Source organism: Aurantimonas endophytica (assembly GCF_014196845.1).
Classification (GTDB): Bacteria; Pseudomonadota; Alphaproteobacteria; order Rhizobiales; family Rhizobiaceae; genus Aurantimonas; species Aurantimonas endophytica.
The window spans coordinates 12,165-34,267 of the sequence record NZ_JACIEM010000006.1 but is presented as its reverse complement, the minus strand read 5'-3'; the positions used below and the strand labels follow the sequence as shown (position 1 = coordinate 34,267).

Below are 22,103 nucleotides of genomic sequence, written 5' to 3'. Positions count from 1 at the left end.
CCGGCAGGGTTCCCCGGTCGTTCCGAGCATCAACGCTGGCGCTGCAGATGCTCGATCAGCGCGCGCAGTTTCGGCGGAGCGTTCCGGCGGCTCGGATAATAGAGATAGAAGCCGGCAAAGTACGGGCAGAACTCCTCGAGGAGTGGCACCAGTTCGCCGCGCTCGATCAGCGGTCGGAAGCTCTGTTCCATGCCGAAGGTGATGCCGGCTCCGGCGACCGCCAGCTTGATCATCAGGGCCATGTCGTTGGTGGTGAATCGCGGCGGGACCGCGACTCGGAATTCCTTGCCTGCTTCGGCGAACTCCCAGCGATAGGGGGCTGCCTTCGGCGACGGTCGCCAGCCGATGCAGCTATGCGAGGCGAGCTCCGCCGGGTGCGTCGGGACGTCGAACCGGTCGCGATAGGAGGGCGCGCAGACCGCCAGCTGCCGCTCGTCCCCGGCCACCGCGACCGCGATCATGTCCTGCTCGATTACCTCGCCGAGGCGCACGCCCGCATCGAAGCCTTCGGCGACGATGTCGAATTCCTCGTCGGTCACGGTGATGTCGAGCGACACCTCGGGATGGGCCGCCGCAAAGCCGGCCAGGAACGGCCCCGACAGGAAATGCTCGGCAATGGACGAGACGGCGAGGCGCAGGCGGCCGCGCGGTCTCCCGGTCAGCAGCGTAGCTTCGTCGAGCGCCGTGCGGATATCGGCGACGGCCGGCGCGATTTCCGCAAACAGCCGCTCGCCCGCCTCGGTCAGGCTGACGCTGCGCGTCGTGCGCTGGACGAGGGCCGCGCCGAGGTTTTCCTCCATGCGCCGGATCGTCTGGCTGACGGCGGAGCGGGTGACGCCCAGGCGGTCGGCCGCGGCCCGGAAGTTCCGCTCCTCCGCGACGACGGCGAATACCGCAACGGCATTGAGATCAAGCTGCATTGGTTAGCAGGACTTTCCAGTCTGGTTAGGAATCACCGGATTATAACGACAGTGCCACGTGCCTATCCTTCTGGCCATCGAAGACGTCATGAAAGGATAATCCCGATGTCCCTCGACAAAACCATCCTGATCACCGGCGCCTCCAGCGGCATCGGCGCCGCCATTGCCCGGGAACTGGGCAGGGCCGGCGCCCGGCTCGCCCTCGGCGCCCGCCGCACCGATCGCCTGGAAGAACTGGCGGCGGAGATCGGCGGCGAAGTTCTGGTTCGCCGCCTCGCCGTCACCGATCGCGCCGATGTCGCTTCCTTCGCCGATGCGGCGCGCGAGCGCTTCGGCCACGTCGACGTGATCGTCAACAATGCCGGCGTGATGCCGCTGTCGCCCATGGCGTCGATGAAGGTCGACGAGTGGGACCGGATGGTCGACGTCAACATCAAGGGCGTTCTCTACGGCATCGCTGCCGTGTTGCCGCAGATGACGGCGCGTGGCTCCGGCCATATCGTCAACATCGCCTCGATCGGCGCGCTGCGCGTCGTGCCGACTGCAGCCGTCTACTGCGCCACCAAATACGCCGTGCGCGCGATCTCGGAGGGGCTGCGGCAGGAGAACGACCGCCTGCGGGTCACCTGCGTGCATCCCGGGGTCGTCGAGAGCGAACTCGCCGACACGATCACCGATCCCGTCGCTGCCGAGGCGATGAAGGCCTATCGGGCCATTGCGCTGAAACCGGAGGCGATCGCCCGGGCGGTCCGCTACGCCATCGAGCAGCCCGACGATGTCGACGTGAACGAGATCGTCGTCCGCCCCACCGCAAGTCAATGAGGAGGCCAGCCATGTTAATCCCCACCACAGCACCCGTGCGCGCCGCCGCTGCCGCCGCTCTCCTGCTGGCGGGCGTGTCGTCCGCCGTCGCGGAGTCCACCGAAGCCCGTCGCGAGCGCGGGGCGGCGGTGATCATGAAGCTCAACGACGGCGTGCCGCAGCAGAACCTCGAACAGATGCGCCAGGAGTTTCCCTTCCTGGCCGACGCGACCGAGGCCTATGCGCTCGGCGATGTCTGGTCGCGGCCGGGGCTCGACGACCGGACCCGGCAGCTCGCGGCGGTGGCGGCCTTCGCGGCCACCGGCCAGACAGCGATCATGCAGGTCCATGCCGGCTATGCGCTCAATATCGGCGTCTCCGAGGAGGAGCTGAAGGAGATCATCTACCTGATCACCGTGCCGGCCGGCTTCTCGAGGGCGATCGCGGCGTCGCAGTCGCTGTCGGAAGTCCTTGCGGAACGACGCTCGGCCAGCGAGGGGACGACGCCATGAAGACCCTGCCGTTCTTCCTGATCCTCGCCGCGACCCTCGTCACACCAAAGGTCCATGCCGACATGACAGCTCCAACGAACAGGCAGTCCGCCCAGCAGACCCACCCCTATGTCGGGATGTGGGTGACGGAGGACCGACATGTCCGCCACGAACTGCTGCCCAACGGGCGCTACGACGAAGCGCGGGGGACTCGCGAGAGCGCCTATCAGGGGCGCTACGAGGTCCGCGGCAACCATATCGATTACTGGGACGACACCGGCTTCACCGCCGACGGCGAGTTCCGGGACGGCGTACTGTACCACGGCGGCATGGTGTTCCACCGCCAGGAATAGCGCTGAAGGCGGGCGGGCGCGCGACGTCCGCCCGCCGATCTAGCTGGCTGCATGCGCGGCGTTGCGCTTGCGGGTGGCGGCGGCCTTCTTCGCCGACTGCGAGCGCTCCTCGGCCGTTCGCGAGGCCGAGGCTTCGCCGCCCTTCTTGCCGCCCTTGTGCGCGGCCGGATTGCCGGTCTGCTTGCCGCGGCCGGAGCCGGACTTGTTGCCGCCGCCATCGTCCTTGTTGACGGTCGCCCAGGCCCGCCGTTCGGCCTCGTCCTCCGGCACGCCGCGCTTTTCGTAGCCTTCGGCGATGTGATCTGCCTTGCGTTCCTGCTTGTCGGTGTATTTGGACTTGTCGCCCCGGGGCATGGCGTCCTCCTGTGCGCGGGCATATTCAGCTGAAAACGGTCGATCATGGCGCGCGTTCCCGCCAAAGGCGGGTCGAAGTCTTTACAGGTTGAAGGCACCGCCCCAGCTAGTTGGCATGATCCGTACCCTCTCCCTCCTCGCCGTCACGCTGCTGCTCGCCGGCTGCGGCATGAACCGCGCCGTCGGCGTCCTGCCCAACACGCTCGACGATCTGGGCGAACGGTCGGCGCCGCTGCGCGGCGATGCGCCGCCCGTCCGAGAGAAGCCGTAGGTAGCGGCCGACAGGCATTGCCGGGCGGCCGGGCGGCGACTATCAGACGGGCTTCAGCCACGATCACGGGAAGCCGCATGTCCGTCGAAGCCAACGCCACGCCCCTGCCGGACCGCGTCCCGGTCCGCCGCGCACTGCTCTCGGTTTTCGACAAGACCGGCCTCGTGCCGTTCGCCACCGGCCTTGCCGAGCTCGGCGTCGAGTTGATCTCGACCGGCGGTACGTTCAGGGCCCTGAGCCAGGCCGGCCTGAAGGTGCGCGACGTCGCCGAGCTGACCGGCTTTCCGGAGATCATGGACGGACGCGTCAAGACGCTGCACCCGGGCGTGCATGGCGGACTGCTCGGGATCCGCGATGATGCGGACCACGCGGCGGCGATGACGACGCACGGCATCGAGGGTATCGACCTCCTGGCGGTCAATCTCTACCCGTTCGCCGAAACGCTCGCCGGCGGCGCCGACCGCGCGACGATCGTCGAGAACATCGACATAGGCGGGCCGGCAATGATCCGCGCCGGCGCCAAGAACCACGGCTATGTCACCGTGCTGGTCGATCCGGGCGATTACGGGTCGGTGCTGGAGGAACTGCGGCAACGAGGCGGCCACACGACGCTGGCGCTGCGCAAGCGCCTTGCCATGCAAGCCTTCGGTGCCACCGCGGTCTATGATGCCGCCGTCGCCAAGTGGTTCGCGGCGGATGTCGGCGACATGCCTGCGGTCCGCAGCTTCACCGGTACGCTGTCCGAGACATTGCGCTACGGCGAGAACCCGCACCAGAGCGCCGGCTTCTACCGCACGGCCGAGGCGCGGCCGGGGGTTGCCACGGCGCGGCAGCTGCAGGGCAAGGCGCTGTCCTACAACAACATCAACGATACCGACGCCGCTTTCGAGCTGGTGGCCGAGTTCGATCCCGCGAAAAGCGCGGCCGTCGCGATCATCAAGCACGCCAATCCCTGCGGCGTCGCCGAGGGGACGAGCCTCGTCGAGGCCTATCGCAAGGCGCTGGCCTGCGATCCGGTCTCCGCCTTCGGCGGCATCGTCGCGATGAACCGCCGCCTCGACCGCGAGGCGGCCGAGGCGATCGTCGAGGTGTTCACCGAAGTGATCATCACCCCCGAGGCGGACGAGGACGCGATCGCGGTCGTGGCGGCGAAGAAGAACCTCCGCCTGCTCCTCACCGGCGGCCTGCCCGATCGCCGCGCACCCGGCCTGACGGTGAAGTCGGTCGCGGGCGGCCTGCTCGTCCAGACGCGCGACAATGGCGTCGTCGACGATCTCGACCTCACCGTGGTGACGAAGCGCGCGCCGAGCGAGAGCGAGCTGGCCGACCTGAAATTCGCGTTCCGGGTCGCCAAGCACGTGAAGTCCAACGCCATCGTCTATGTCCGGGACGGCGCGACCGTCGGGATCGGCGCTGGCCAGATGAGCCGCGTCGACTCCGCCCGGATCGCGGCCCGCAAGGCCGAGGACGCCGCCGAGGCGGCAGGGCTCGCCGAGCCCCTGACGCGCGGATCGGTGGTGGCGTCGGATGCGTTCTTCCCGTTCGCCGACGGACTGCTCTCGGCCGTCGCGGCGGGCGCGACGGCGGTGATCCAGCCGGGCGGCTCGATGCGCGACGACGAAGTCATCCGCGCCGCCGACGAGAACGGCATCGCCATGGTGATGACCGGGATGCGGCACTTCCGCCACTGAGGCGCGCGCCCTGGTGCTTGTGCCTGGCGAAAGCCTCGCGCAAGCCGGCGCTGCGATAAGGACCTGTTCCGGTGGGGCCGACCACGGATGGACTGGCGGCCCCATCGCCGAACACCTTTCCCCCGGGGTGTTCGATCCAGGCACCGACCCCTGTGCCCGGCCCGGCGAAGGCGGCGCTGACCAGCGCCCGTCTTCCCGGCCACGCGCCGTTCCGGCGCGGACCCGGCGAAGCGTGCCGCTCCCTCAGCCTTCCTGCCGCAACGGCCCTTTCGTGTTCCACAGCAAGGCAAGGCCGAGGGCGAAGAACAGGATGATCGCCGACATGCCGATCCGCGACGCCGTCACCGGATCGGTAAGCGATGCGGCGATGGCCGTCAGGGCGGCGACGGAGGCGGGCGCGAGGAACGACGTCGCCCGGCCGATCAGCGCGTAGAAGCCGAAATAGCGGCCGGCCTCCTCGGCGGTCACCGACTGCGCCAGCCAGGATCGCGAGGATGCCTGCACCGGCCCGTAGGCGAGGCCGATCAGCATGCCGTAGACGACGAAGCTCCGCTCGGCACCGCTGGCGAACAGACCGCCCTCCGCAACAGGCGCGAAGGTCAGAAGTCCGAACAACGTGAAGCCCGGTGCGGTGGAGGCGATGCAGATCGTCGCGATGACCAGGCAGACGATCGACATGACCACGACGCCCTTCGAACCGAGTTTTGCGTCGAGGACGCTGGCAAGCAGGCAGCCGGCAATGGCGGCGACGTTGATGATGATGCCGAACAGCCCGCTTTCGGTCAGCGACCAGCCGAACATGCCCGCAGCGAAGGCGCCGCCGAGGATCAGCAGGCCATTGACGCCGTCCTGGTAGAACATCCGCGCCAGGAGGAAGCGGAAGAGGTCCGGCCGGGATCGGATCTCGCGGAACGTCGCCTTGAGGTCCTTGATCCCGTCGCGGGCGGCGGCGCCGATCGGCCGCTCCGGCTTGCGGTCCGGGGTGAGAAAGAACATCGGCAGGACGAAGACGAGATACCACAGCGCCGCGAGCGGCCCCGTGGCACGGGCGCCTTCGCCTTCTGCCGGATCAAGTCCGAACAGCGGCTCGAGCCCGAGCAGCGTCAGGCCCGTGTCGGCCGAACCCGCCAGGAAGGCGAGGGTGAACATCAGGAAGATGATGCCGCCGGCATAGCCGAGGCCCCAGGCGATGTTGGAGACGCGGCCGATCGAGCGGACATGGATGAGGCGCGGGATCATCGCGTCGTTGAAGACGATAGAGAATTCCGCCGAGATCTGCGCCAGCACGATCAGCAGCGCCACCAGCACCAGCGGCGAGCCGGGAGCGGCGAACCACAGAAGCGCCAGGGCGATCACCTGGACCACCCCGAAGGCGGCGATCCAGGGCTTGCGCGGTCCGGCCCGGTCGGCAATGGCGCCCAGCAGCGGGCAGAGCAAGGCAATGAACAGGCCGGCGACCGTCGCGGCGGCGCTCCACCAGAACTGGCCGGTGGCGGGATCGGGCGCCAGCTGGGAAACGAAATACGGACCGAAGACGAAGGTGATGATGACGGTGAACAGCGGCTGGGCCGCGAAGTCGAAGGTCATCCAGGCCCAGACGCCGGGGCGCCGCAGCGGCATCCGATAAGGCGGCCCGTCGCGGCTCAGCGTTGCGTCGGCCATGCTCGTACTGCTCCTCGCCCCCCGAATCCGGGGACGTCATTCATGGACCCGATGGTGCCCGCCATCGCTCTACGTCCCGTCGCGCGCCGGGGCAAGCGAGCGTTATGGTTAGGCTTAAGGAGGAGGCTGCACGGACGGCTGGCCGTATGCTATCGAGAGCCTTGGATCGATCAGGATCTGGAGGATATCGCCATGGCCAAGGGTCAGATGCGCAGCAACAAGGAAGTCCGCAAACCGAAGGCGGACAAGAAGGTGGCACCGGTTCCCTCGACCGTGCCGGGCAAGTTTGCCGCCAAGAGCGACGACAAGAAGAAGTAAGGCTTGCGGCCTTGCGTCTCGGCAGCACGGGCGAAGCTCCTATAGGGGCTCCGCCCGCTTCTGTTTCTAGCTGGCGAGATCCGCCAGCAGACCGGCGGCAACGGTGAGCCGCGCGACGGAAGTCTCGCCCGACCCGGCCAAAGCGGCGATCTGGGCGCTGATCCTTTCGGCCGCCTCCTGCCCCTCAGCGGCCCATGCCGCCGCCGGATCGTCGGCCTCCCCATGCGATCCGAGGGCGTGGGCGGTCAGGCGCCGCCGCGCGATGGCGATCTCGCTGCCCGCGCGGTCGAGCGCCAGCATCTCATAATAGTCGGCGGTGTCGATCGCGAACATCGCTGCCTCGAGCCGGCCGATCTGGAACAGGCCGGTAATGGCGAAATAGCAGGCGATGGTCCGCTCCAGCGGCGCGCCTGTTTCACGTGAGACAGAGGCTATGTCCGGCACCAGCGCAACCAGCGGCAGCGCCGCGATGTCGGCTGCGAGTTCTTCCGGGACGCCTTTCTCGACCCAGTTTGCCGCGCGGCTGCCGGCCTCTTCCCGCGCGGCGTCGGTGGCGAGGTCCAGGAGGCCGGGACGCAGGCGGGAGAGCGCCTCCCGGCTGTCGACGATGGCCGGGGTGAGGCCACCTTCAAAGCGCTCGTTGCGGACGAACCAGCGGGTGGTGCGGATCAGGAACCGGCGGATTTCGCCATAAAGCCCGTTCTGGATGTCGCCGTTCAGATGCCCGTCCAGCGAGTCCACACGCTCGTAGAGCGAGCGAACGTCCAGTCCGTCATGGGCCGCGACGAAGGCCCGCACCACGTCCGACGGCGAGGCGCCCGTCGCTTCGCCCAGCATCGTCCCGAAGGTCGGTCCGGTGCGGTTGACCATCTCGTTGGCGAGAACCGTCGCGACGATCTCGGGCGCCAGCCGATGACCCTTGATGTCGCGCGCGAAGTCGCGGCGCATCGGCACCGGGAAATAGTCGATCAGCCGGTCTTCCAGATAGGGATCGTCCGGCAGCGAGCCGGCGACGAGCTGGTCGAACAGCGTGATCTTGGCATAGGCCAGCAGCACGCCGATCTCGGGCCGGGTCAGGCCGCTGCCGGCGCCGCGCAGATCGGCGATCGCGGCGTCGCCGGGCAGGGTTTCGACAGTGCGGTCGAGCGATCCCGCCGTCTCGAGGATTGTCATGAAGCGGGACTGCAGCGCCAGGGCCGAGACACCGAGCCGCTGTTCCAGCGAGATCGCCAGCGTCTGCTCGTAATTGTTGGCGAGCACGAGCTCGGCAACCTCGTCGGTCATCGAGGCCAGCAGCGTGTCGCGATCCGGGCGCGACAGCCGGCCTTCCGACATCGGGCCCTTCAGCGCGATCTTGATGTTGACCTCGACGTCGGAGGTGTTCACCCCGGCGGAATTGTCGATGGCGTCGGAATTGATCCGCCCTCCGGCGCGGGCGAACTCGATGCGGCCCTTCTGGGTGACGCCGAGATTGGCGCCCTCGCCGACGACCTTGGCGCGCAGGTCGAGCCCCGTGACGCGCAGGCCGTCATTGGCGCGGTCGCCGACATCGGCGTTGGTCTCGGCCGATGCCCGGACATAGGTGCCGATGCCGCCGAACCAGAGCAGATCGGCCGGCGCCTTGAGGATCGCCGTGATGACCTCGGCGGGTGTTCCCTGGCGGCGGTCCCAGCCGATCGCCGCCGCGGCTTCCTCCGACAGCCTGATCAGTTTCTCGCGCCGCGAGAAGACGCCGCCGCCGGCCGAGAGTCTGGCCCGGTCGTAATCGGCCCAGGAAGAGCGGGGCAGCGCGAACAGCCGCTGGCGTTCCGCAAAGGACGTCGCCGGGTCGGGATCGGGGTCGATGAAGATGTCGCGGTGGTCGAAGGCGGCGATGAGCTTCGTCTGGCGCGACAGCAGCATGCCGTTGCCGAAGACGTCGCCCGACATGTCGCCGCAGCCGACGACGGTGAACGGCTCGGCCTGGATGTCGCGGCCGAGTTCGCGGAAATGCCGCTTCACCGCTTCCCAGGCGCCGCGGGCGGTGATGCCCATCGCCTTGTGGTCGTAGCCGGCCGACCCGCCGGAGGCGAAGGCGTCGTCGAGCCAGAAATCCGCCGACTGGGCGATGGCGTTGGCGGTGTCGGAGAAGGTCGCGGTGCCCTTGTCGGCGGCGACGACGAAATACGGATCGTCGCCGTCGTAGCGCTTGATCATCGCCGGCGCCGCGACCGTGTCGCCGGCGATGTTGTCGGTGAGCGAGAGCAGCGAGGCGATGAACACCACATAGGCAGCCCGGCCGGCGGCGAACCAGGCATCGCGATCCCCGGTGTCGGGGAGCTTCTTGGGATAGAAGCCACCCTTGGCACCGACCGGCACGATGACGGCGTTCTTGACCTGCTGGGCTTTGACCAGGCCGAGCACCTCGGTGCGGTAGTCCTGCGCCCGGTCGGACCAGCGCAGGCCGCCGCGCGCCACCTTGCCAAAGCGCAAATGCACCCCCTCCACCCGCGCGTCGAAGACGAAGATCTCGCGGAACGGCACGGGCGCCGGCAGGCCTTCGACGGCGGCGGAATCGAGCTTGAAGGCGAGGGCCGGATCGACGTGGCCAGGGGCCGAATCACCTGCGTCCGAGATGCCGTCGACGGCGTAGAAATTGGTGCGGAGCGTCGCCAGGATCACGCCGAGGAAGCGCCGGACGATGCGGTCGTCATCGATGGAATCGACCTCGTCCAGCGCCTCGATGATGGCAGCGTGTACATCGCCGGCGCCGCGCGCCGCGGCGTTCCTGGCGTTGCGCCGCTCCGGCTCGGCGAGCGTCTCGTCACGCGGCGCGGGCGGGGTGTCGGACGCGGCCTCGCGAGACGGGTCGAAGGCCGTCTCGAAGAGCTGCCAGAGCAGCCGGGCGATGGCAGGGTGCCGGAGCAGCGCCTCGGCCAGATAGTCCTGGGAGTAGGAGAGCCCCGCCTGGCGCAGATAGCGGGCATAGGCCCTCAGCACGTTGGCCTGGCGAAAGCCGAGCCCGGCTTCCAGCACCAGCGCGTTGAAGCCGTCGTTCTCGATCCGGCCGGCGCTGACCGCGGCGAAGGTCGCTTCCAGCGGGCGTCCCGAGCCCTCCAGCTCGATCGCACCGCCGCGCCGCCGAACAAGGTCCATGTCGTGCAGATGGATGATCTCGCCGTCAGGACGCGCGATCCGGAAGGTCCGTTCGGAGACGACGCCGAACCCCATGTTCTCCAGGATCGGCACCCGGGTCGACAGGGAGACCGCCCGGCCGAGATGATAGATCTTGAGGCGCAGCAGTTCCGCCGGGTCCCCGTCGCGCCGGTAGAAATCCATCTGCAGCGCCTGGCCCGGCTGCAGGTTCTGGATGATCTCCGCATCGCCCACCGCCTCGGCGGGCGCGATCACGTCGCGATAGCTGTCCGGCAGGCCGGGCGCGACGCTTGCCAGGGCGGCGGGCCGGCCGGCGCGGGCAAGGGCCGCTGAGAATGCGTCGTCCCAGTTCTTCGCCATCTCGACGATGCGGGCCTCGAGCCGCGCCGGGTCGACGTCGGGCGTGGTGCCGCCGACCCGGCCGATGATGATGTGGACGCGGGCGAGCGGGCCTTCCGGGAAGGCCGGGTAATAGGCCGAGACATGCCCGTCATAGGCTTCGGCGAGCAGCGTGCCGATCCGCTCGCGCAGCCGCGAATCGTAGCGGTCGCGCGGCACGAAGACGATCACCGAGACGAAGCGGTCGAAGCGGTCGACCCGCGACAGGATCCGCACGCGCGGCCGCTCGCCGAGTTCGACGATGGTCGCGGCGAACTCCTCCAGGAGTTCCACGTCGATCTGGAACACCTCGTCGCGCGGATAGGATTCCAGCGCGTTCAGCAGTGCCTTGCCGGAATGCGACCCCCGGCGGAAACCGGAGCGGGCAATCACCGTCTCCGCCTTGAGGCGCAGATAGGGGATGGTCAGGATCGACTGGGTATAGGCGCTGGAGGCGAACAGGCCGACGATCCTGACCTCGCCTGCGAAGCGGCCGGCCTCGTCGTATTCCTTGATGCCGACGTAATCCATGTAGGCGCGCCGATGCACCCGCGAGCGGGCATTGGCCTTGGTGACGATCAGGGGCGTCGGCGCCTCGAGGAAGGCGCGGATTTCCGGCGTCGTCGTCAGCGGCCGGGTGGCTCGTCCGAGAATGCGCACGTCCGGATCGGCGAGGATGCCGAGCCCGTCTTCCGAGCGCCGGGCCAGCGCTTCGCCGCCCGCTTCGGCGAGATAGTCGTATTCGCGGCAGCCGAGGAAGATGAAATTGTCGTCCCGCAGCCATTCGAGCAGCGCCGTCGATTCGGCGATCAGCGTCCGCTCCCGATCGTCGGAGAGGGCGTCGGCGCGCCGCCGCAGCGCCTCCACCGCGACGGTGACGCGCTCGCGCATGGCGCCGAAATCGGTGTTGGCCTGCCGCACCTCGGTGAGGATGCCCTCGAGCGAGGCTTTCAGCGCCGGCGCCGCCTCGCGCTCGCCGAGCGGTTCGACCGCGAACTGGATCAGGCTGGTGCGCAGGGCCGACCCGGACCCGGCGTCGCTCGGATGGGTGACGGAGAAGCTCGTGAGGCTGCCGTCCGGGCCGCGCCGCACGTCCAGCACCGGGTGGGAGATATAGTTGATGCCCGGCGACTTCTCGACGATCTCGGCGGTGACGGAATCGAACAGGAACGCCATGTCGTCGCTGACCACGGTGATCAGGTCCTGGGCGTCGTCGCCCCGGGCGAAACCGGCAGGACGTTCGATCCGCACGATCGTCTGCCCCGGACGATGCGCGTCGAGGGCGGCGGCGGCGGCGTTCGCGGCGGACGCCAGAGCCTCCGGCGAAAAAGCCGCGAGATCGTCGGCGGGCGGGCGCGCGAACAGCAGCGGGGCGAGCGTCGCGGCGGGACTGCCTTCCCCGGCGGCGGCCACCACCGCCTTCAGAATGTCCGCCTTGCCGATGTCGCGATGGTTCATGCCGTGCCCCTGCCCCGTTCGCCCTGATGGCTCGCGAGACCTATGATAGGGGAGTGCGCCCAATGTTCGACGCCAGGATGACGATCGGGGCGCCCGGGGAGGCAGGATGGACCACCAGGAAAAGCGGCCGGTCACGGCACTCGATCTCGTGCCGCAGTCACCGCCGTCGGAACGGACGGCGGCGTATTTCGCCAAATGCGTCGAGAAGCTCGGCCTCGTGCCGAACGTGCTCCGCGCCTACGCTTTCGACGAAGGCAAGCTCGATGCCTTCTCGACCTTCTACAACGAGCTGATGTTGGCCCCTAGCGAGCTGTCGAAGCTCGACCGCGAGATCATCGCGGTGGTCGTCTCGGCGATCAACCACTGCCACTACTGCCTGACCGCGCACGGCGCGGCGGTGCGGCAGCTTTCGGGCGATCCCGGCTTCGGCGAGGAAATCGCGCAGAACTGGCGGGCCGCCGGGCTCGATGCCCAGCGCACGGCGATGCTCGACTTCGTCGTCAAGCTGACCGAGCGGCCGGACACGATCGTCGAGGCGGACCGGCAGACCTTGCGCGACGCCGGGTACAGCGACCGGGCGATCTTCGACATCGCATCGGTGGCGGCATTCTTCGCCATGTCGAACCGCGTCGCCGCCGCGACCGACATGCGCCCGAACGCCGAATATCATTCCATGGCGCGGTAGCGGAACGCCGGCCGTCCTGGCCGGCGGTCAGATCTCGACCAGCCGGTCGGGGATCTCGTTCGGATTGCGGTGGTCGCCGGGGAAATGCTCGGTGAGGATCGCGCCTGCGGCGGTGATCGCGGCGATGTAGCCTTCCGCCAGCCGGTCAGCCTTCGCCGCCTCGATCAGCTTTGCCACGATCGCGTCCCAGGCCTCCTGCGGCACCTTCGCGGCGATCCCGGCGTCGGCGAGGACCTCGGCATAGTGCTCGGCCTCCGACACGAAGATCAGGATGCCGGTTCGTCCCTTCGTCGAATGGAGATTGTGGGCGAAGAACTGCGCCAAGGCGGTGCGGTGCGCCCGCTCCTCGGCGATGGCCTGCGGCACGAAGGCGAGGCGCAGGCGCGGCATCGCGGCGAAGAGCACCAGGAGCAGCGCCGTCGCCGCGACCTGGCTCAGCACGAGAGCCAGCGCGGAGATGGCGAAGCCGGCGAGCGGCGCCAGCAATGCGGCAACGAGCGCAGCCAGCAGCGACAGGCCGAGCGCGACCGTCGCCGGGACGAAGACATAGGCGTCGCTCGACCGCGCGAAGACGGCGTAGATCTCGCCGGTGGTCGCGGCCTCGGCGGCGCGGATGGCGTCGGTGACGCGGGCGTGGTCCGCCGGCGTGAAGGTCAATTGCGCCATCTACCAGCTCCCCGAGGATCCGCCGCCGCCGAACGAGCCGCCGCCGCCGGAGAATCCACCCCCGCCGCTGCCGCCGCCAAAGCCGCCGCCACCGAAGCCGCCGGCGCCCATGCCGGATCCCGCACCCATCGCCCAGGTCATGCCGAGCCAGCGATAGCGGTTCTTGCCGACCTTGCGGCCGCGCATCCGGGCCAGGCGTGTCATCAGGAACATGCCGATGACGAAGACCCAGACCCCGAAGAAGAACAGCGAGAACAGCCCCTCGGCGACGTCCTCCTCGCTCCAGTTCTGGTTGCGCTCCGCCCTTGCTTCCAGCTCGGCGGCGTCGCCGGAGAGGACCTGCAGGATGCCGTTGACACCAGCCGTGATGCCGCCCGGGTAGTCGCCGGCGCGGAAGGCCGGCAGGACGTCGTTCTGGATGATCAGGCTCGACAGCGCGTCGGTGAGCGTGCCCTCCAGCCCGTAGCCGACCTCGATCCGTACCGCGCGGTCGTCGCGGCTGACCAGGAAGACGACGCCGTTGTCCTCGCCGGCCTGGCCGATCGCCCATTGCCGGGCGAGCCGGTTGGCGTAGTCGGCGATCTCGAAGCCCTGTAGATCCGGGACGGTGACGACCACGACCTGGTCGCTGGAGGTGGCTTCAAAGGCGGCGAGCCGCTCGGTCAGCGTCGCTTCGGCCGCCGGGTCGAGCAGGTCGGCGGTGTCGACCACCCTTCCGGTGAGCGCCGGAAATTCCTGTGCACCGGCCGGTAGGGCCAGCAACGCCAGAAGGGCGAGCGTCGCCAGCCGAGCGACCGCCATCCGGCCCGCCGCTGCTATCGTGGTCGCTCGCATGCTACGCCCAATCCGCCCGGCCATCAGTTGCCGAAATTGACCGCTGGCGGGGTCTCGGAGCCGGCGGTGGCGGTGAAGGGCTGCATCGGCTCGGCATCGGAATAGAAGATGGCGGCGATCCAGCGGCCCGGGATGGTGCGCAGCTCGGTGTTATAGACCCGCACGGCCTCGATATAGTCGCGGCGGGCAACCGAGATGCGGTTCTCGGTGCCTTCCAGCTGGCTCTGCAGCGCGAGGAAGTTCTGGTTCGAGCGCAGCTCCGGATAGGCCTCGACGGTGACGAGCAGGCGCGACAGCGCGCCGGAGAGTTCGTCCTGCGCCGCCTGGAACTGCTGCACGGCAGCGGGATCGGTCAGCTGGTCGGCGTTGATCTGCGTCTGCGTGGCTCTTGCACGCGCCTCGACCACGGCGGTCAGCACCTCGCGCTCCTGCTCGGCAAAGCCCTTCACCGTCTCGACGAGATTGGGGATCAGGTCGGTGCGGCGCTGGTACTGGTTCTCGACCTGCGCCCAGGCGGCCCGCGCCTGCTCCTGGTAGGTCGGGATCGCGTTGATCCCACAGGCCGACAGCAGCGGCACGAGGAGCATCAGCGCGAGGCCGGTCAGGAGGGCGCGGGCGCCGCTCGGGCGGGCGCGGTCGGCAATCTGCATGGTGGTCTCCGGTAAGCTGGGGTCAAAAGGCCCGTTGCGCGGCACTCTAGCGTATCGGTCTGCGATCCAGAAGCCGAACATGGCCGCGGGCAGTTGCCCTCGGGCGGCTTTTCCGACACTGCTTCTGTCATGACAGGCCATCATGACGACGATGCAAGGCAGCGCGAGGCGAAGGCCATTCTCGACCGGGTGCGCCAGGAGACGGAGCCGCAGGTTGGGGCGCATACCGAGGCGATGCTGACCCGGACCCGGGAGCATTTCATGGCCGGAGACGCAGACCAGAACGACCGGCTCGAGGTCATCGGCACGCGGATCGGCCGGATGGCCGGAATCGTCGGGTTCGTCGTCCTCTCCCTCCTCCTTGCTTCCCAGCTTTTCGGAAACTGAGCGGACCGTGTCGACAGCCGAACCCCGGAACCCGCGCGACCGCCCGGCCGTGATCTCGATCTCCAGCCACGTCGCGCGCGGCACGGTGGGCAACCGCGCCGTGGTCTTCGCGCTGGAGTCGCTGGGCTTTCCGGTCTGGTCGGTGCCGACGGTGACGCTTCCCTGGCATGCCGGCCACGGCAAGGCGACGCGGATCGTGCCGCCGGCGGCCGATTTCGCCGCTTTTGTCGACGACCTCGCCGGCTCGTCCTGGCTCGGCGAGGTGGGGGCCATCCTCACCGGCTATTTCGGCGACAGTGCGCAGGTGGAGCCCGCGGCAAGGCTGGTTGAGGCCGTCAAGCGCGCCAATCCGTCGGCGATCTATCTCTGCGACCCGGTGGTCGGCGACCAGGGAAGGCTGTACCAGCCGCAGGCGACCCTCGACGCTATCCGCGACCGGCTGATCCCGCTTGCCGACATCGCCACGCCGAACCGGTTCGAGCTGGAGATGCTCTGCGGGCTGGAGCTCGCCGACAACGCCCATCTCGCCGAGGCGGCAAGCGCGCTTGGCCCGGACAAGCTCCTGGTCACTTCGGCCTTTGCCATGCTGCGCGGGGGCATCGGCAACCTGCTGGTCCACGACTTCACCGCCCATCTCGCCGAGCACCGCTCGATCGAGGACGCGCCGCACGGTCTCGGGGACCTGACCTCGGCGGTCTTCCTCGCCCGGATCCTGTCGGGCCTCGGTCCGGAAAAGGCGCTGCAGACGACGACGGCGACGGTGTTCGAGATCCTGGCGCGCACCCGCAAGCGCGGTGCCGACGAGCTGACGGTGGAGATCGACGCCGACAGCCTGCGCCATCCGATGGCGATGGTGCACATGCGCCGTCTCGCCTTTCCAGGCGGCAACCGACGGGCATGAACGGAACCGCGCCCGCGGTATTTCCTGGCGCCGTCGAGATCTGCGGCGTCGGCGCCTGCCGCGGCGGCTGGCTGGCCGTGCACGCCCTGCCGGGGCGGACGTTGCCGACGGCGCGCGTATTTCCCCGCTTCGGCTTTCTCCTCGACGCGATCGGCGAGGACGCCCAGATCGTCGTCGGCATGCCGATCGGGCTTCCCGAGCGGATCGAAGGACCCGGCCGGGCGGCCGAGAAGGCCGTTCGCCCGTTGCTGGGCATGCGCCAGTCGAGCGTCTTCTCGATGCCCGCGCGCCGCGCCGTGGTCGCCGCTGCACCACCTTACGCCAGTGAGCTGGCGCGCCGGGAAGCCCATCAGCGCTGCTGCGCGGTCGCGCGGCAAACGTCACACCCGCCGCGCGGCGTCTCGATCCAGGGCTTTTCGATGTTTGCCCGGATCCTCGAACTGGACGCGATCCTGCGGGCCCGGCCGGCCTTGCTTGCCCGGGTCGTCGAGGGTCACCCGGAGGTCGCCTTCATGGCGCTGAACGGCGGGACGGCGATGGCGACGCCCAAGCGGGTCCGCAATGTCGTCGACGCGGCCGGCATCGAGGAGCGGCGGGCCTTGCTCCTGCGCCACGCGATCCCCCGCGACTTCCTCCATGCGCCGCCGCCGCCCGGCGCCGCGCTGGTCGACAGCGTCGATGGCGCGGCCCTGCTCCTCGTCGCCGCCCGCCGGGCGGTCGGGACCGCGCGACCCTATCCGGATCCGCCGGCCCAGGACGCGCACGGGCTTCCCATCGCCATCTGGGCTTGACGCGGCGGCCGCTGATCCCGATTGATCGCGCCGCAGCAAAACGCTACTGGTCTCGCCATGACACGGTATCTTCCCGAGCACCTTCTCACCGGCTATCAGAGCTTCCTCGACAAGCGCCTTCCGTCGGAACGGCAGCGCCTGCGGCAGCTCGCCGAATCCGGCCAGCAGCCAAAGACGATGGTCATCGCCTGCTGCGACTCCCGCACGGCCCCCGAGATCATCTTCGACACCGCGCCGGGCGAGATCTTCGTCGTGCGCAACGTCGCCAATCTGGTGCCGCCCTACGAGCCGGACGGCGAGTATCACGCCACCTCGGCGGCCCTGGAATTCGCTATCCATGCCCTGAAGGTTGAGCATATCGTCGTGCTCGGCCATGGCGGCTGCGGCGGCATCCATGCCGCCCTCTCGCCTTCGGCCGAGCCGCTGTCGCCCGGCGACTTCATCGGCAAGTGGATGAGCCTGCTCGATCCGGTGGCGCGGGCCGTCGGATCGAACGACCACATGACCGATCTCGAGCGCCATGCCGCGCTGGAGCGGATCGCCATCCGCTATTCGATCGCCAATCTGCGCACCTTCCCGCCGATCGTGGCGCTTGAGAGCGAGGGAAAGCTGTCGCTGCACGGCGCCTGGGTCGACATCGCCCGCGGCGAATTATGGGCGATGGATCCCGAGACGGGCGATTTCATGCGGCCGCTCGATTAGCAGCGCGAGCCGGCTCGGCGGGTCTGTCAAGCGCGCCGACGGTCACATTACCGCCCGGCTCACCGGTTTTTCGTGGATTGGGGGCCACAATCGGTACCCTGCGTCGCATTTTGGCACAGTTGAGCCTTGCGATGATGGGCCGGCGCCCGCTTTATGGCCGGGAACGGTTCAGGGCGCGCAGCCCGAGCCCGCAATTGACAGAACATGTCACGGGGGAAATGTGCGATGACGCGATCAATGAAGACCGGAGTGGCGCTGGCCGCGCTCCTCGTGGCGGCAGGGTGCTCGCGCTCGATGCCGACGATGGATACCAGCATGCCGAGCGGACCGAGCTCGCTGACGCCGGCGCCGACCGGCCAGGTGGCGAGCAACCAGCTGCCGCCCCCGCCGCCTCCGCCGCCGCCCAGCATGACCGACATGAACGCCGGTACGGATACGGCCGCAGGCGCCCAGAATGGCGCGGCTGGCGGCTCGCAGGTCGCCTCGCTGGGCAGCGGGCAGCCGCTGACCCGCGGCGAGGTGCTCGGCGCCTACCGCGTCACCACCACCGGCGGCAACTGCCAGATCATCCTTTCGCTGACGCAGTGGACCGGCGGCTATCGGGCCGCCTCGCGCGGTTGCCCGGGAGCGGTCGCGGACGTCTCGGCCTGGGACGTGTCGGGCAGCCAGGTTGTGCTGAAGGATTCCGGCGGCACGACCGTCGCCAATCTGAACTCGGCCGGCGGCGCCCGCTACGAGGGCACCACCACCGGCGGACAGCAGATCAGCCTATACCGCTAGGATGGCATAAGCCGGCCGCGCAGGACGCGGCCGGCTCACCGCGATCACGCCGCGGCTGTCTCACATCCGTTATGCCTGGCCGCCGGGCGGGCGACGCTTCTTTCTCTCTCTTCTTCCGTTGGAGTTTCGATGGCGAGCCCCGTCACGCGTGAGCCGGCCCAGGCCCGCGGGCCTGTCCGCTCCGCACTCGACCGCCTGATCGCCGCGAAGGAGATCGAGGCCGACCCGGCCCAGCGCCAGGTGGCCGACCGGCTGGATCGGCTGGACCGCGTCCTTTCATCGGCCACGGTCGCCTCCAAGCAGAGCGCGCTCGGCTGGCTGTTCGGCAAGTCCCGGCCGAGCGAGCCGATCAAGGGGCTCTACATTTTCGGCGACGTCGGCCGCGGCAAGACCATGCTGATGGACATGTTCTTCCGTCAGAGCTCGGTCGCGGCCAAGCGCCGGGTGCATTTCCACGACTTCATGGGCGACGTTCACGCCCGTATCGGCGCGCATCGCGAGGCGGTGAAGGCCGGGACCGCCAAGGGCGACGATCCGATCCCGCCAGTGGCGGCCGACATCGCCCGCGCGGCCCGGCTTCTCTGCTTCGACGAGTTCTCCGTCACCGACATCGCCGACGCGATGATCCTGTCCCGGCTGTTCAAGGCGCTGTTCGAGCAGGGCGTCACCCTCGTCGCGACCTCCAACGTGGCGCCGGACGACCTCTACCGCGACGGGCTCAACCGGCCGCTGTTCCTGCCGTTCGTCGACATGCTCAAAGCCAACGCCGACATCGTCGAACTTGCCGGCGCGGAAGACTACCGGTTGGCGACGATCGGCAGCGACGACTGCTACGTGACGCCGCTCGGGCCGGCGGCGACGGCGCGGATGGACGCCGCATGGGCGGCGCTGCTCGCCGGCACCCGCGAGGGCACGGCCTCGCTCTCGGTCAAGGGGCGGACGGTCGCGGTGCCGCGGGCCGGCGGCGGCGCCGCGCGCTTCACCTACGACAACCTTCTCCGACGCCCTCTCGGGGCGCAGGATTTCCTCGCCGTTGCGCGGCGATTCCACACGGTGATGATCGACGATGTGCCGGTGATGGGCGAGGCCGAGCGCAACGAGGCGAAGCGCTTCATCATGCTGGTAGACGCGCTCTACGACGCCGGGCGGCGGCTGGTGATGTCCGCCGACGCGCCAGCCGAGGCGCTGTATCGCGGCGCCAACGGTACCGAGGCTTTCGAATTCGACCGCACGGTGTCGCGGCTGATCGAGATGCGCTCGGACGATTATCTGGCGCGTTCCAGCGCCGGGCCAGCCGGCGAGCCGGCTTCGTCAGCGTCGGCCCCGGCGCCGGCAGAAAACCGGGGAACGGGCTGACGCATTGAAACGAATGTCAGTTCCGACTTACTCTTACGTAAGTCCCGAGTAATACAACCGGTTGAAATTGCTGGCCTTGCTTTCTGGAGTTGCACGAAAGCCCCAGCCGGGCTATTTGCTCGACCCCAACGGCGGCACCGTTGCGGCTTCCCTCATCCCGCGCCCAGGCGCGGGAGACGGACCCCTTCGGCGCCGGCCGCATGGGGCGACGCATCGAGCACGTCGTCGGGAGTCATCGGCGCGCCGGCCACCCATCGCGCGCAGCAGGAGGGAATGGCGTTGGCACGTAACAAGATCGCACTCATCGGTTCCGGCATGATCGGCGGCACGCTCGCTCATCTGGCGAGCCTCAAGGAACTCGGCGACATCGTCCTGTTCGACATCGCCGAAGGCACGCCGCAGGGCAAGGCGCTCGACATCGCCCAGTCCGGTCCGGTCGAAGGCTTCGACGCGCATCTGTCGGGCGTCAACGACTATGCCGGCATCGAGGGCGCGGATGTCTGCATCGTGACCGCCGGCGTGCCGCGCAAGCCCGGCATGAGCCGCGACGACCTGCTCGGCATCAACCTCAAGGTCATGGAACAGGTCGGCGCCGGCATCGCCAAATACGCCCCCGACGCCTTCGTGATCTGCATCACCAACCCGCTCGACGCGATGGTCTGGGCGCTGCAGAAATTCTCCGGCCTGCCCAAGGCGAAGGTCGTCGGCATGGCCGGCGTGCTCGACTCCGGCCGGTTCCGCACCTTCCTCGCCGACGAGTTCAAGGTCTCGGTCGAGGACGTCACCGCCTTCGTGCTCGGCGGCCACGGCGACACGATGGTGCCGCTGACCCGCTATTCGACGGTCGCCGGCATCCCGCTCACCGATCTCGTCAAGATGGGCTGGTGCTCGAAGGAGCGGCTCGAGGAGATCGTCCAGCGCACCCGCGACGGCGGCGCCGAGATCGTCGGCCTCCTGAAGACCGGCTCGGCCTATTACGCCCCGGCTTCCTCCGCCATCGAGATGGCCGAAAGCTACCTGAAGGACAAGAAGCGCGTCCTGCCCTGCGCGGCGAACCTCTCCGGCCAGTACGGCCAGCGCGACATGTATGTCGGCGTGCCCTGCGTCATCGGCGCCGACGGCGTCGAGCGGATCATCGAGATCGATCTCGAGGGCGACGAGAAGGCGCAGTTCGAGAAATCGGTCGGCTCCGTGCGCGGCCTGATGGAAGCCTGCCAGGCGATCGCGCCGAACCTGAAGTAATCCCCGAGGGGCCGGCTGATCCCGGCCCCTTTTCCTTATGCTCCGCCCAGAGGCCGGGAGACCCACATGAACATCCACGAATATCAGGCCAAGGAACTGCTCAAGGGCTTTGGCGCCCCGGTCGCCGAAGGCGTTGCGATCACCGCGGTGTCAGAGGCCGAGGCCGCGGCGCGCCAGCTGCCCGGCCCGCTCTACGTGGTCAAGAGCCAGATCCATGCCGGCGGCCGCGGCAAGGGCAAGTTCACCGAGCTCGGGCCGGACGCCAAGGGCGGCGTGCGGCTGGCCAAGTCGATCGACGAGGTCGTCGCCAATGTCCGCGAGATGCTGGGCAACACGCTGGTGACCAAGCAGACCGGCGACGCGGGCAAGCAGGTCAACCGCCTCTATATCGAGGACGGCGCCGACATCGACCGCGAACTGTACCTGTCGCTGCTCGTCGACCGCGCGGTCGGGCGGGTCGCCTTCGTGGTCTCCACCGAGGGCGGCATGGACATCGAGGCGGTCGCCGAGGCGACGCCGGAGAAGATCATCAACGTCGCCATCGATCCCGAGGCCGGCGTCACCTCGGCCGATGTCGCCAAGCTCAACGAATCACTGCAGCTGACCGGCCAGGCGGCGAAGGACGGCGAGACGCTGTTCCCGATCCTCTACAAGGCCTTCACCGAGAAGGACATGAGCCTCCTCGAGATCAACCCGCTGATCGTCATGACCGACGGGCGCCTGCGCGTGCTCGACGCCAAGGTGTCGTTCGACGGCAACGCGTTGTTCCGCCACGACGACGTCAAGGCGCTGCGCGACGAGAGCGAGGAGGACGCCAAGGAGATCGAGGCGTCGAAATACGACCTCGCCTACGTGGCGCTCGACGGCGACATCGGCTGCATGGTCAACGGCGCGGGCCTTGCCATGGCGACGATGGACATCATCAAGCTCTACGGCAAGGAGCCGGCGAACTTCCTCGATGTCGGCGGCGGCGCCAACAAGGAGAAGGTGACGGCTGCCTTCAAGATCATCACCGCCGATCCGGCGGTGAAGGGCATCCTGGTCAACATCTTCGGCGGCATCATGAAATGCGACATCATCGCCGAGGGCGTAGTCGCCGCGGTGAAGGAAGTCGGCCTCAAGGTACCGCTGGTGGTGCGCCTCGAGGGCACCAACGTGGAGAAGGGCAAGGCCATCCTCAACGAGAGCGGCCTCGCCATCACGGCAGCGGACGACCTCGACGACGCGGCCAAGAAGATCGTCGCGGCGGTCGGCTGAAGCGAAGGGCAAAAGGCGAT

The 22,103-nt window shown here is 68.7% G+C and carries 22 protein-coding genes; 15 read left to right on the top strand and 7 right to left on the bottom strand.

The genetic code is table 11. The features are described from left to right. Window positions 1-29: 29 nt before the first annotated feature. On the bottom strand, window positions 30-920 hold the full coding sequence (locus tag GGR03_RS20550; protein ID WP_183210675.1) for a LysR family transcriptional regulator: 891 nt from the start codon (window positions 918-920) through the stop codon (window positions 30-32). 105 nt (window positions 921-1,025) lie between these two features. Between GGR03_RS20550 and GGR03_RS20545 the strand changes: the two genes are divergently transcribed. Genes GGR03_RS20545 through GGR03_RS20535 form a run of 3 tightly spaced genes read left to right on the top strand, consistent with a single transcriptional unit; the run spans window position 1,026 to window position 2,565 of the window. Then, window positions 1,026-1,742, top strand: a complete 717-nt coding sequence (locus tag GGR03_RS20545; protein WP_183210674.1) for an SDR family oxidoreductase — start codon at window positions 1,026-1,028, stop codon at window positions 1,740-1,742. Between the two features lie 11 nt (window positions 1,743-1,753). Then, on the top strand, window positions 1,754-2,233 hold the full coding sequence (locus tag GGR03_RS20540) for a carboxymuconolactone decarboxylase family protein (protein WP_183210673.1): 480 nt from the start codon (window positions 1,754-1,756) through the stop codon (window positions 2,231-2,233). Further along, on the top strand, window positions 2,230-2,565 hold the full coding sequence (locus GGR03_RS20535) for an Atu4866 domain-containing protein (RefSeq protein ID WP_183210672.1): 336 nt from the start codon (window positions 2,230-2,232) through the stop codon (window positions 2,563-2,565). The genes GGR03_RS20540 and GGR03_RS20535 overlap by 4 nt, the downstream gene beginning before the upstream one ends. A gap of 39 nt (window positions 2,566-2,604) precedes the next feature. Here the strand turns inward: GGR03_RS20535 and GGR03_RS20530 are convergent, their stop codons facing one another. Then, the gene (locus tag GGR03_RS20530) at window positions 2,605-2,919 is read right to left on the bottom strand and encodes a plasmid stabilization protein (protein ID WP_183210671.1); all 315 of its coding nucleotides are present in this window, start codon (window positions 2,917-2,919) and stop codon (window positions 2,605-2,607) included. Window positions 2,920-3,034: 115 nt separating this feature from the next. Between GGR03_RS20530 and GGR03_RS20525 the strand changes: the two genes are divergently transcribed. Beyond that, window positions 3,035-3,190 carry a hypothetical protein gene (locus GGR03_RS20525; RefSeq protein WP_183210670.1) on the top strand — a complete coding sequence of 52 codons (156 nt, stop codon included), beginning with the start codon at window positions 3,035-3,037 and terminating at the stop codon, window positions 3,188-3,190. A gap of 77 nt (window positions 3,191-3,267) precedes the next feature. After that, on the top strand, window positions 3,268-4,881 hold the full coding sequence (gene purH, locus GGR03_RS20520) for a bifunctional phosphoribosylaminoimidazolecarboxamide formyltransferase/IMP cyclohydrolase (RefSeq protein ID WP_183210669.1): 1,614 nt from the start codon (window positions 3,268-3,270) through the stop codon (window positions 4,879-4,881). 243 nt (window positions 4,882-5,124) lie between these two features. Here the strand turns inward: purH and GGR03_RS20515 are convergent, their stop codons facing one another. Further along, window positions 5,125-6,543 (bottom strand): MFS transporter, encoded by a 1,419-nt coding sequence (locus GGR03_RS20515; protein ID WP_183210668.1) that lies wholly within the window; start codon window positions 6,541-6,543, stop codon window positions 5,125-5,127. Window positions 6,544-6,735: 192 nt separating this feature from the next. On the opposite strand from GGR03_RS20515, the gene GGR03_RS24690 reads away from it, so the two are divergent. Continuing rightward, window positions 6,736-6,861, top strand: a complete 126-nt coding sequence (locus GGR03_RS24690) for a hypothetical protein (protein WP_281354625.1) — start codon at window positions 6,736-6,738, stop codon at window positions 6,859-6,861. A gap of 66 nt (window positions 6,862-6,927) precedes the next feature. Here GGR03_RS24690 and GGR03_RS20510 read toward each other — a convergent pair whose 3' ends face one another. Beyond that, window positions 6,928-11,832, bottom strand: a complete 4,905-nt coding sequence (locus GGR03_RS20510) for an NAD-glutamate dehydrogenase (protein ID WP_183210667.1) — start codon at window positions 11,830-11,832, stop codon at window positions 6,928-6,930. Between the two features lie 106 nt (window positions 11,833-11,938). Between GGR03_RS20510 and GGR03_RS20505 the strand changes: the two genes are divergently transcribed. Then, complete coding sequence (locus GGR03_RS20505; RefSeq protein WP_183210666.1) at window positions 11,939-12,517, top strand: peroxidase-related enzyme; 579 nt, start codon at window positions 11,939-11,941, stop codon at window positions 12,515-12,517. Window positions 12,518-12,544: 27 nt separating this feature from the next. Here GGR03_RS20505 and GGR03_RS20500 read toward each other — a convergent pair whose 3' ends face one another. From GGR03_RS20500 to GGR03_RS20490, 3 genes are read right to left on the bottom strand one after another with little or no spacing between them, the layout of a single operon-like run. Further along, the gene (locus tag GGR03_RS20500) at window positions 12,545-13,183 is read right to left on the bottom strand and encodes a TPM domain-containing protein (protein ID WP_183210665.1); all 639 of its coding nucleotides are present in this window, start codon (window positions 13,181-13,183) and stop codon (window positions 12,545-12,547) included. Then, a complete protein-coding gene (locus tag GGR03_RS20495; RefSeq protein WP_183210664.1) occupies window positions 13,184-14,017 on the bottom strand; it encodes a TPM domain-containing protein in 834 nt (277 codons plus the stop codon). 23 nt (window positions 14,018-14,040) lie between these two features. Next, window positions 14,041-14,667, bottom strand: coding sequence for a LemA family protein (locus GGR03_RS20490; protein WP_183210663.1), 627 nt, complete (start codon window positions 14,665-14,667; stop codon window positions 14,041-14,043). A gap of 129 nt (window positions 14,668-14,796) precedes the next feature. On the opposite strand from GGR03_RS20490, the gene GGR03_RS20485 reads away from it, so the two are divergent. The 8 genes from GGR03_RS20485 (at window position 14,797) to sucC (ending at window position 22,083) form a co-directional block, all read left to right on the top strand. Further along, complete coding sequence (locus GGR03_RS20485) at window positions 14,797-15,054, top strand: hypothetical protein (protein WP_183210662.1); 258 nt, start codon at window positions 14,797-14,799, stop codon at window positions 15,052-15,054. A 7-nt stretch (window positions 15,055-15,061) separates the two neighbouring features. Further along, window positions 15,062-15,955 carry a pyridoxal kinase PdxY gene (pdxY, locus tag GGR03_RS20480; RefSeq protein ID WP_183210661.1) on the top strand — a complete coding sequence of 298 codons (894 nt, stop codon included), beginning with the start codon at window positions 15,062-15,064 and terminating at the stop codon, window positions 15,953-15,955. Continuing rightward, window positions 15,952-16,746 (top strand): DUF429 domain-containing protein, encoded by a 795-nt coding sequence (locus GGR03_RS20475; protein WP_183210660.1) that lies wholly within the window; start codon window positions 15,952-15,954, stop codon window positions 16,744-16,746. Before pdxY ends, GGR03_RS20475 begins: the two co-directional genes overlap by 4 nt. Before the next feature lie 57 nt (window positions 16,747-16,803). Next, window positions 16,804-17,448: a carbonic anhydrase gene (locus tag GGR03_RS20470; protein WP_183210659.1), complete on the top strand. Its 645-nt coding sequence runs from the start codon at window positions 16,804-16,806 to the stop codon at window positions 17,446-17,448. 225 nt (window positions 17,449-17,673) lie between these two features. Then, a complete protein-coding gene (locus tag GGR03_RS20465) occupies window positions 17,674-18,228 on the top strand; it encodes a protease inhibitor Inh/omp19 family protein (RefSeq protein WP_183210658.1) in 555 nt (184 codons plus the stop codon). 129 nt (window positions 18,229-18,357) lie between these two features. Beyond that, window positions 18,358-19,584 (top strand): cell division protein ZapE, encoded by a 1,227-nt coding sequence (gene zapE, locus GGR03_RS20460; RefSeq protein ID WP_183210657.1) that lies wholly within the window; start codon window positions 18,358-18,360, stop codon window positions 19,582-19,584. Between the two features lie 279 nt (window positions 19,585-19,863). Further along, window positions 19,864-20,826 carry a malate dehydrogenase gene (gene mdh, locus GGR03_RS20455; protein WP_183210656.1) on the top strand — a complete coding sequence of 321 codons (963 nt, stop codon included), beginning with the start codon at window positions 19,864-19,866 and terminating at the stop codon, window positions 20,824-20,826. 66 nt (window positions 20,827-20,892) lie between these two features. Beyond that, window positions 20,893-22,083 carry an ADP-forming succinate--CoA ligase subunit beta gene (sucC, locus tag GGR03_RS20450; protein ID WP_183210655.1) on the top strand — a complete coding sequence of 397 codons (1,191 nt, stop codon included), beginning with the start codon at window positions 20,893-20,895 and terminating at the stop codon, window positions 22,081-22,083. The last annotated feature ends 20 nt before the right edge of the window (window positions 22,084-22,103 follow it).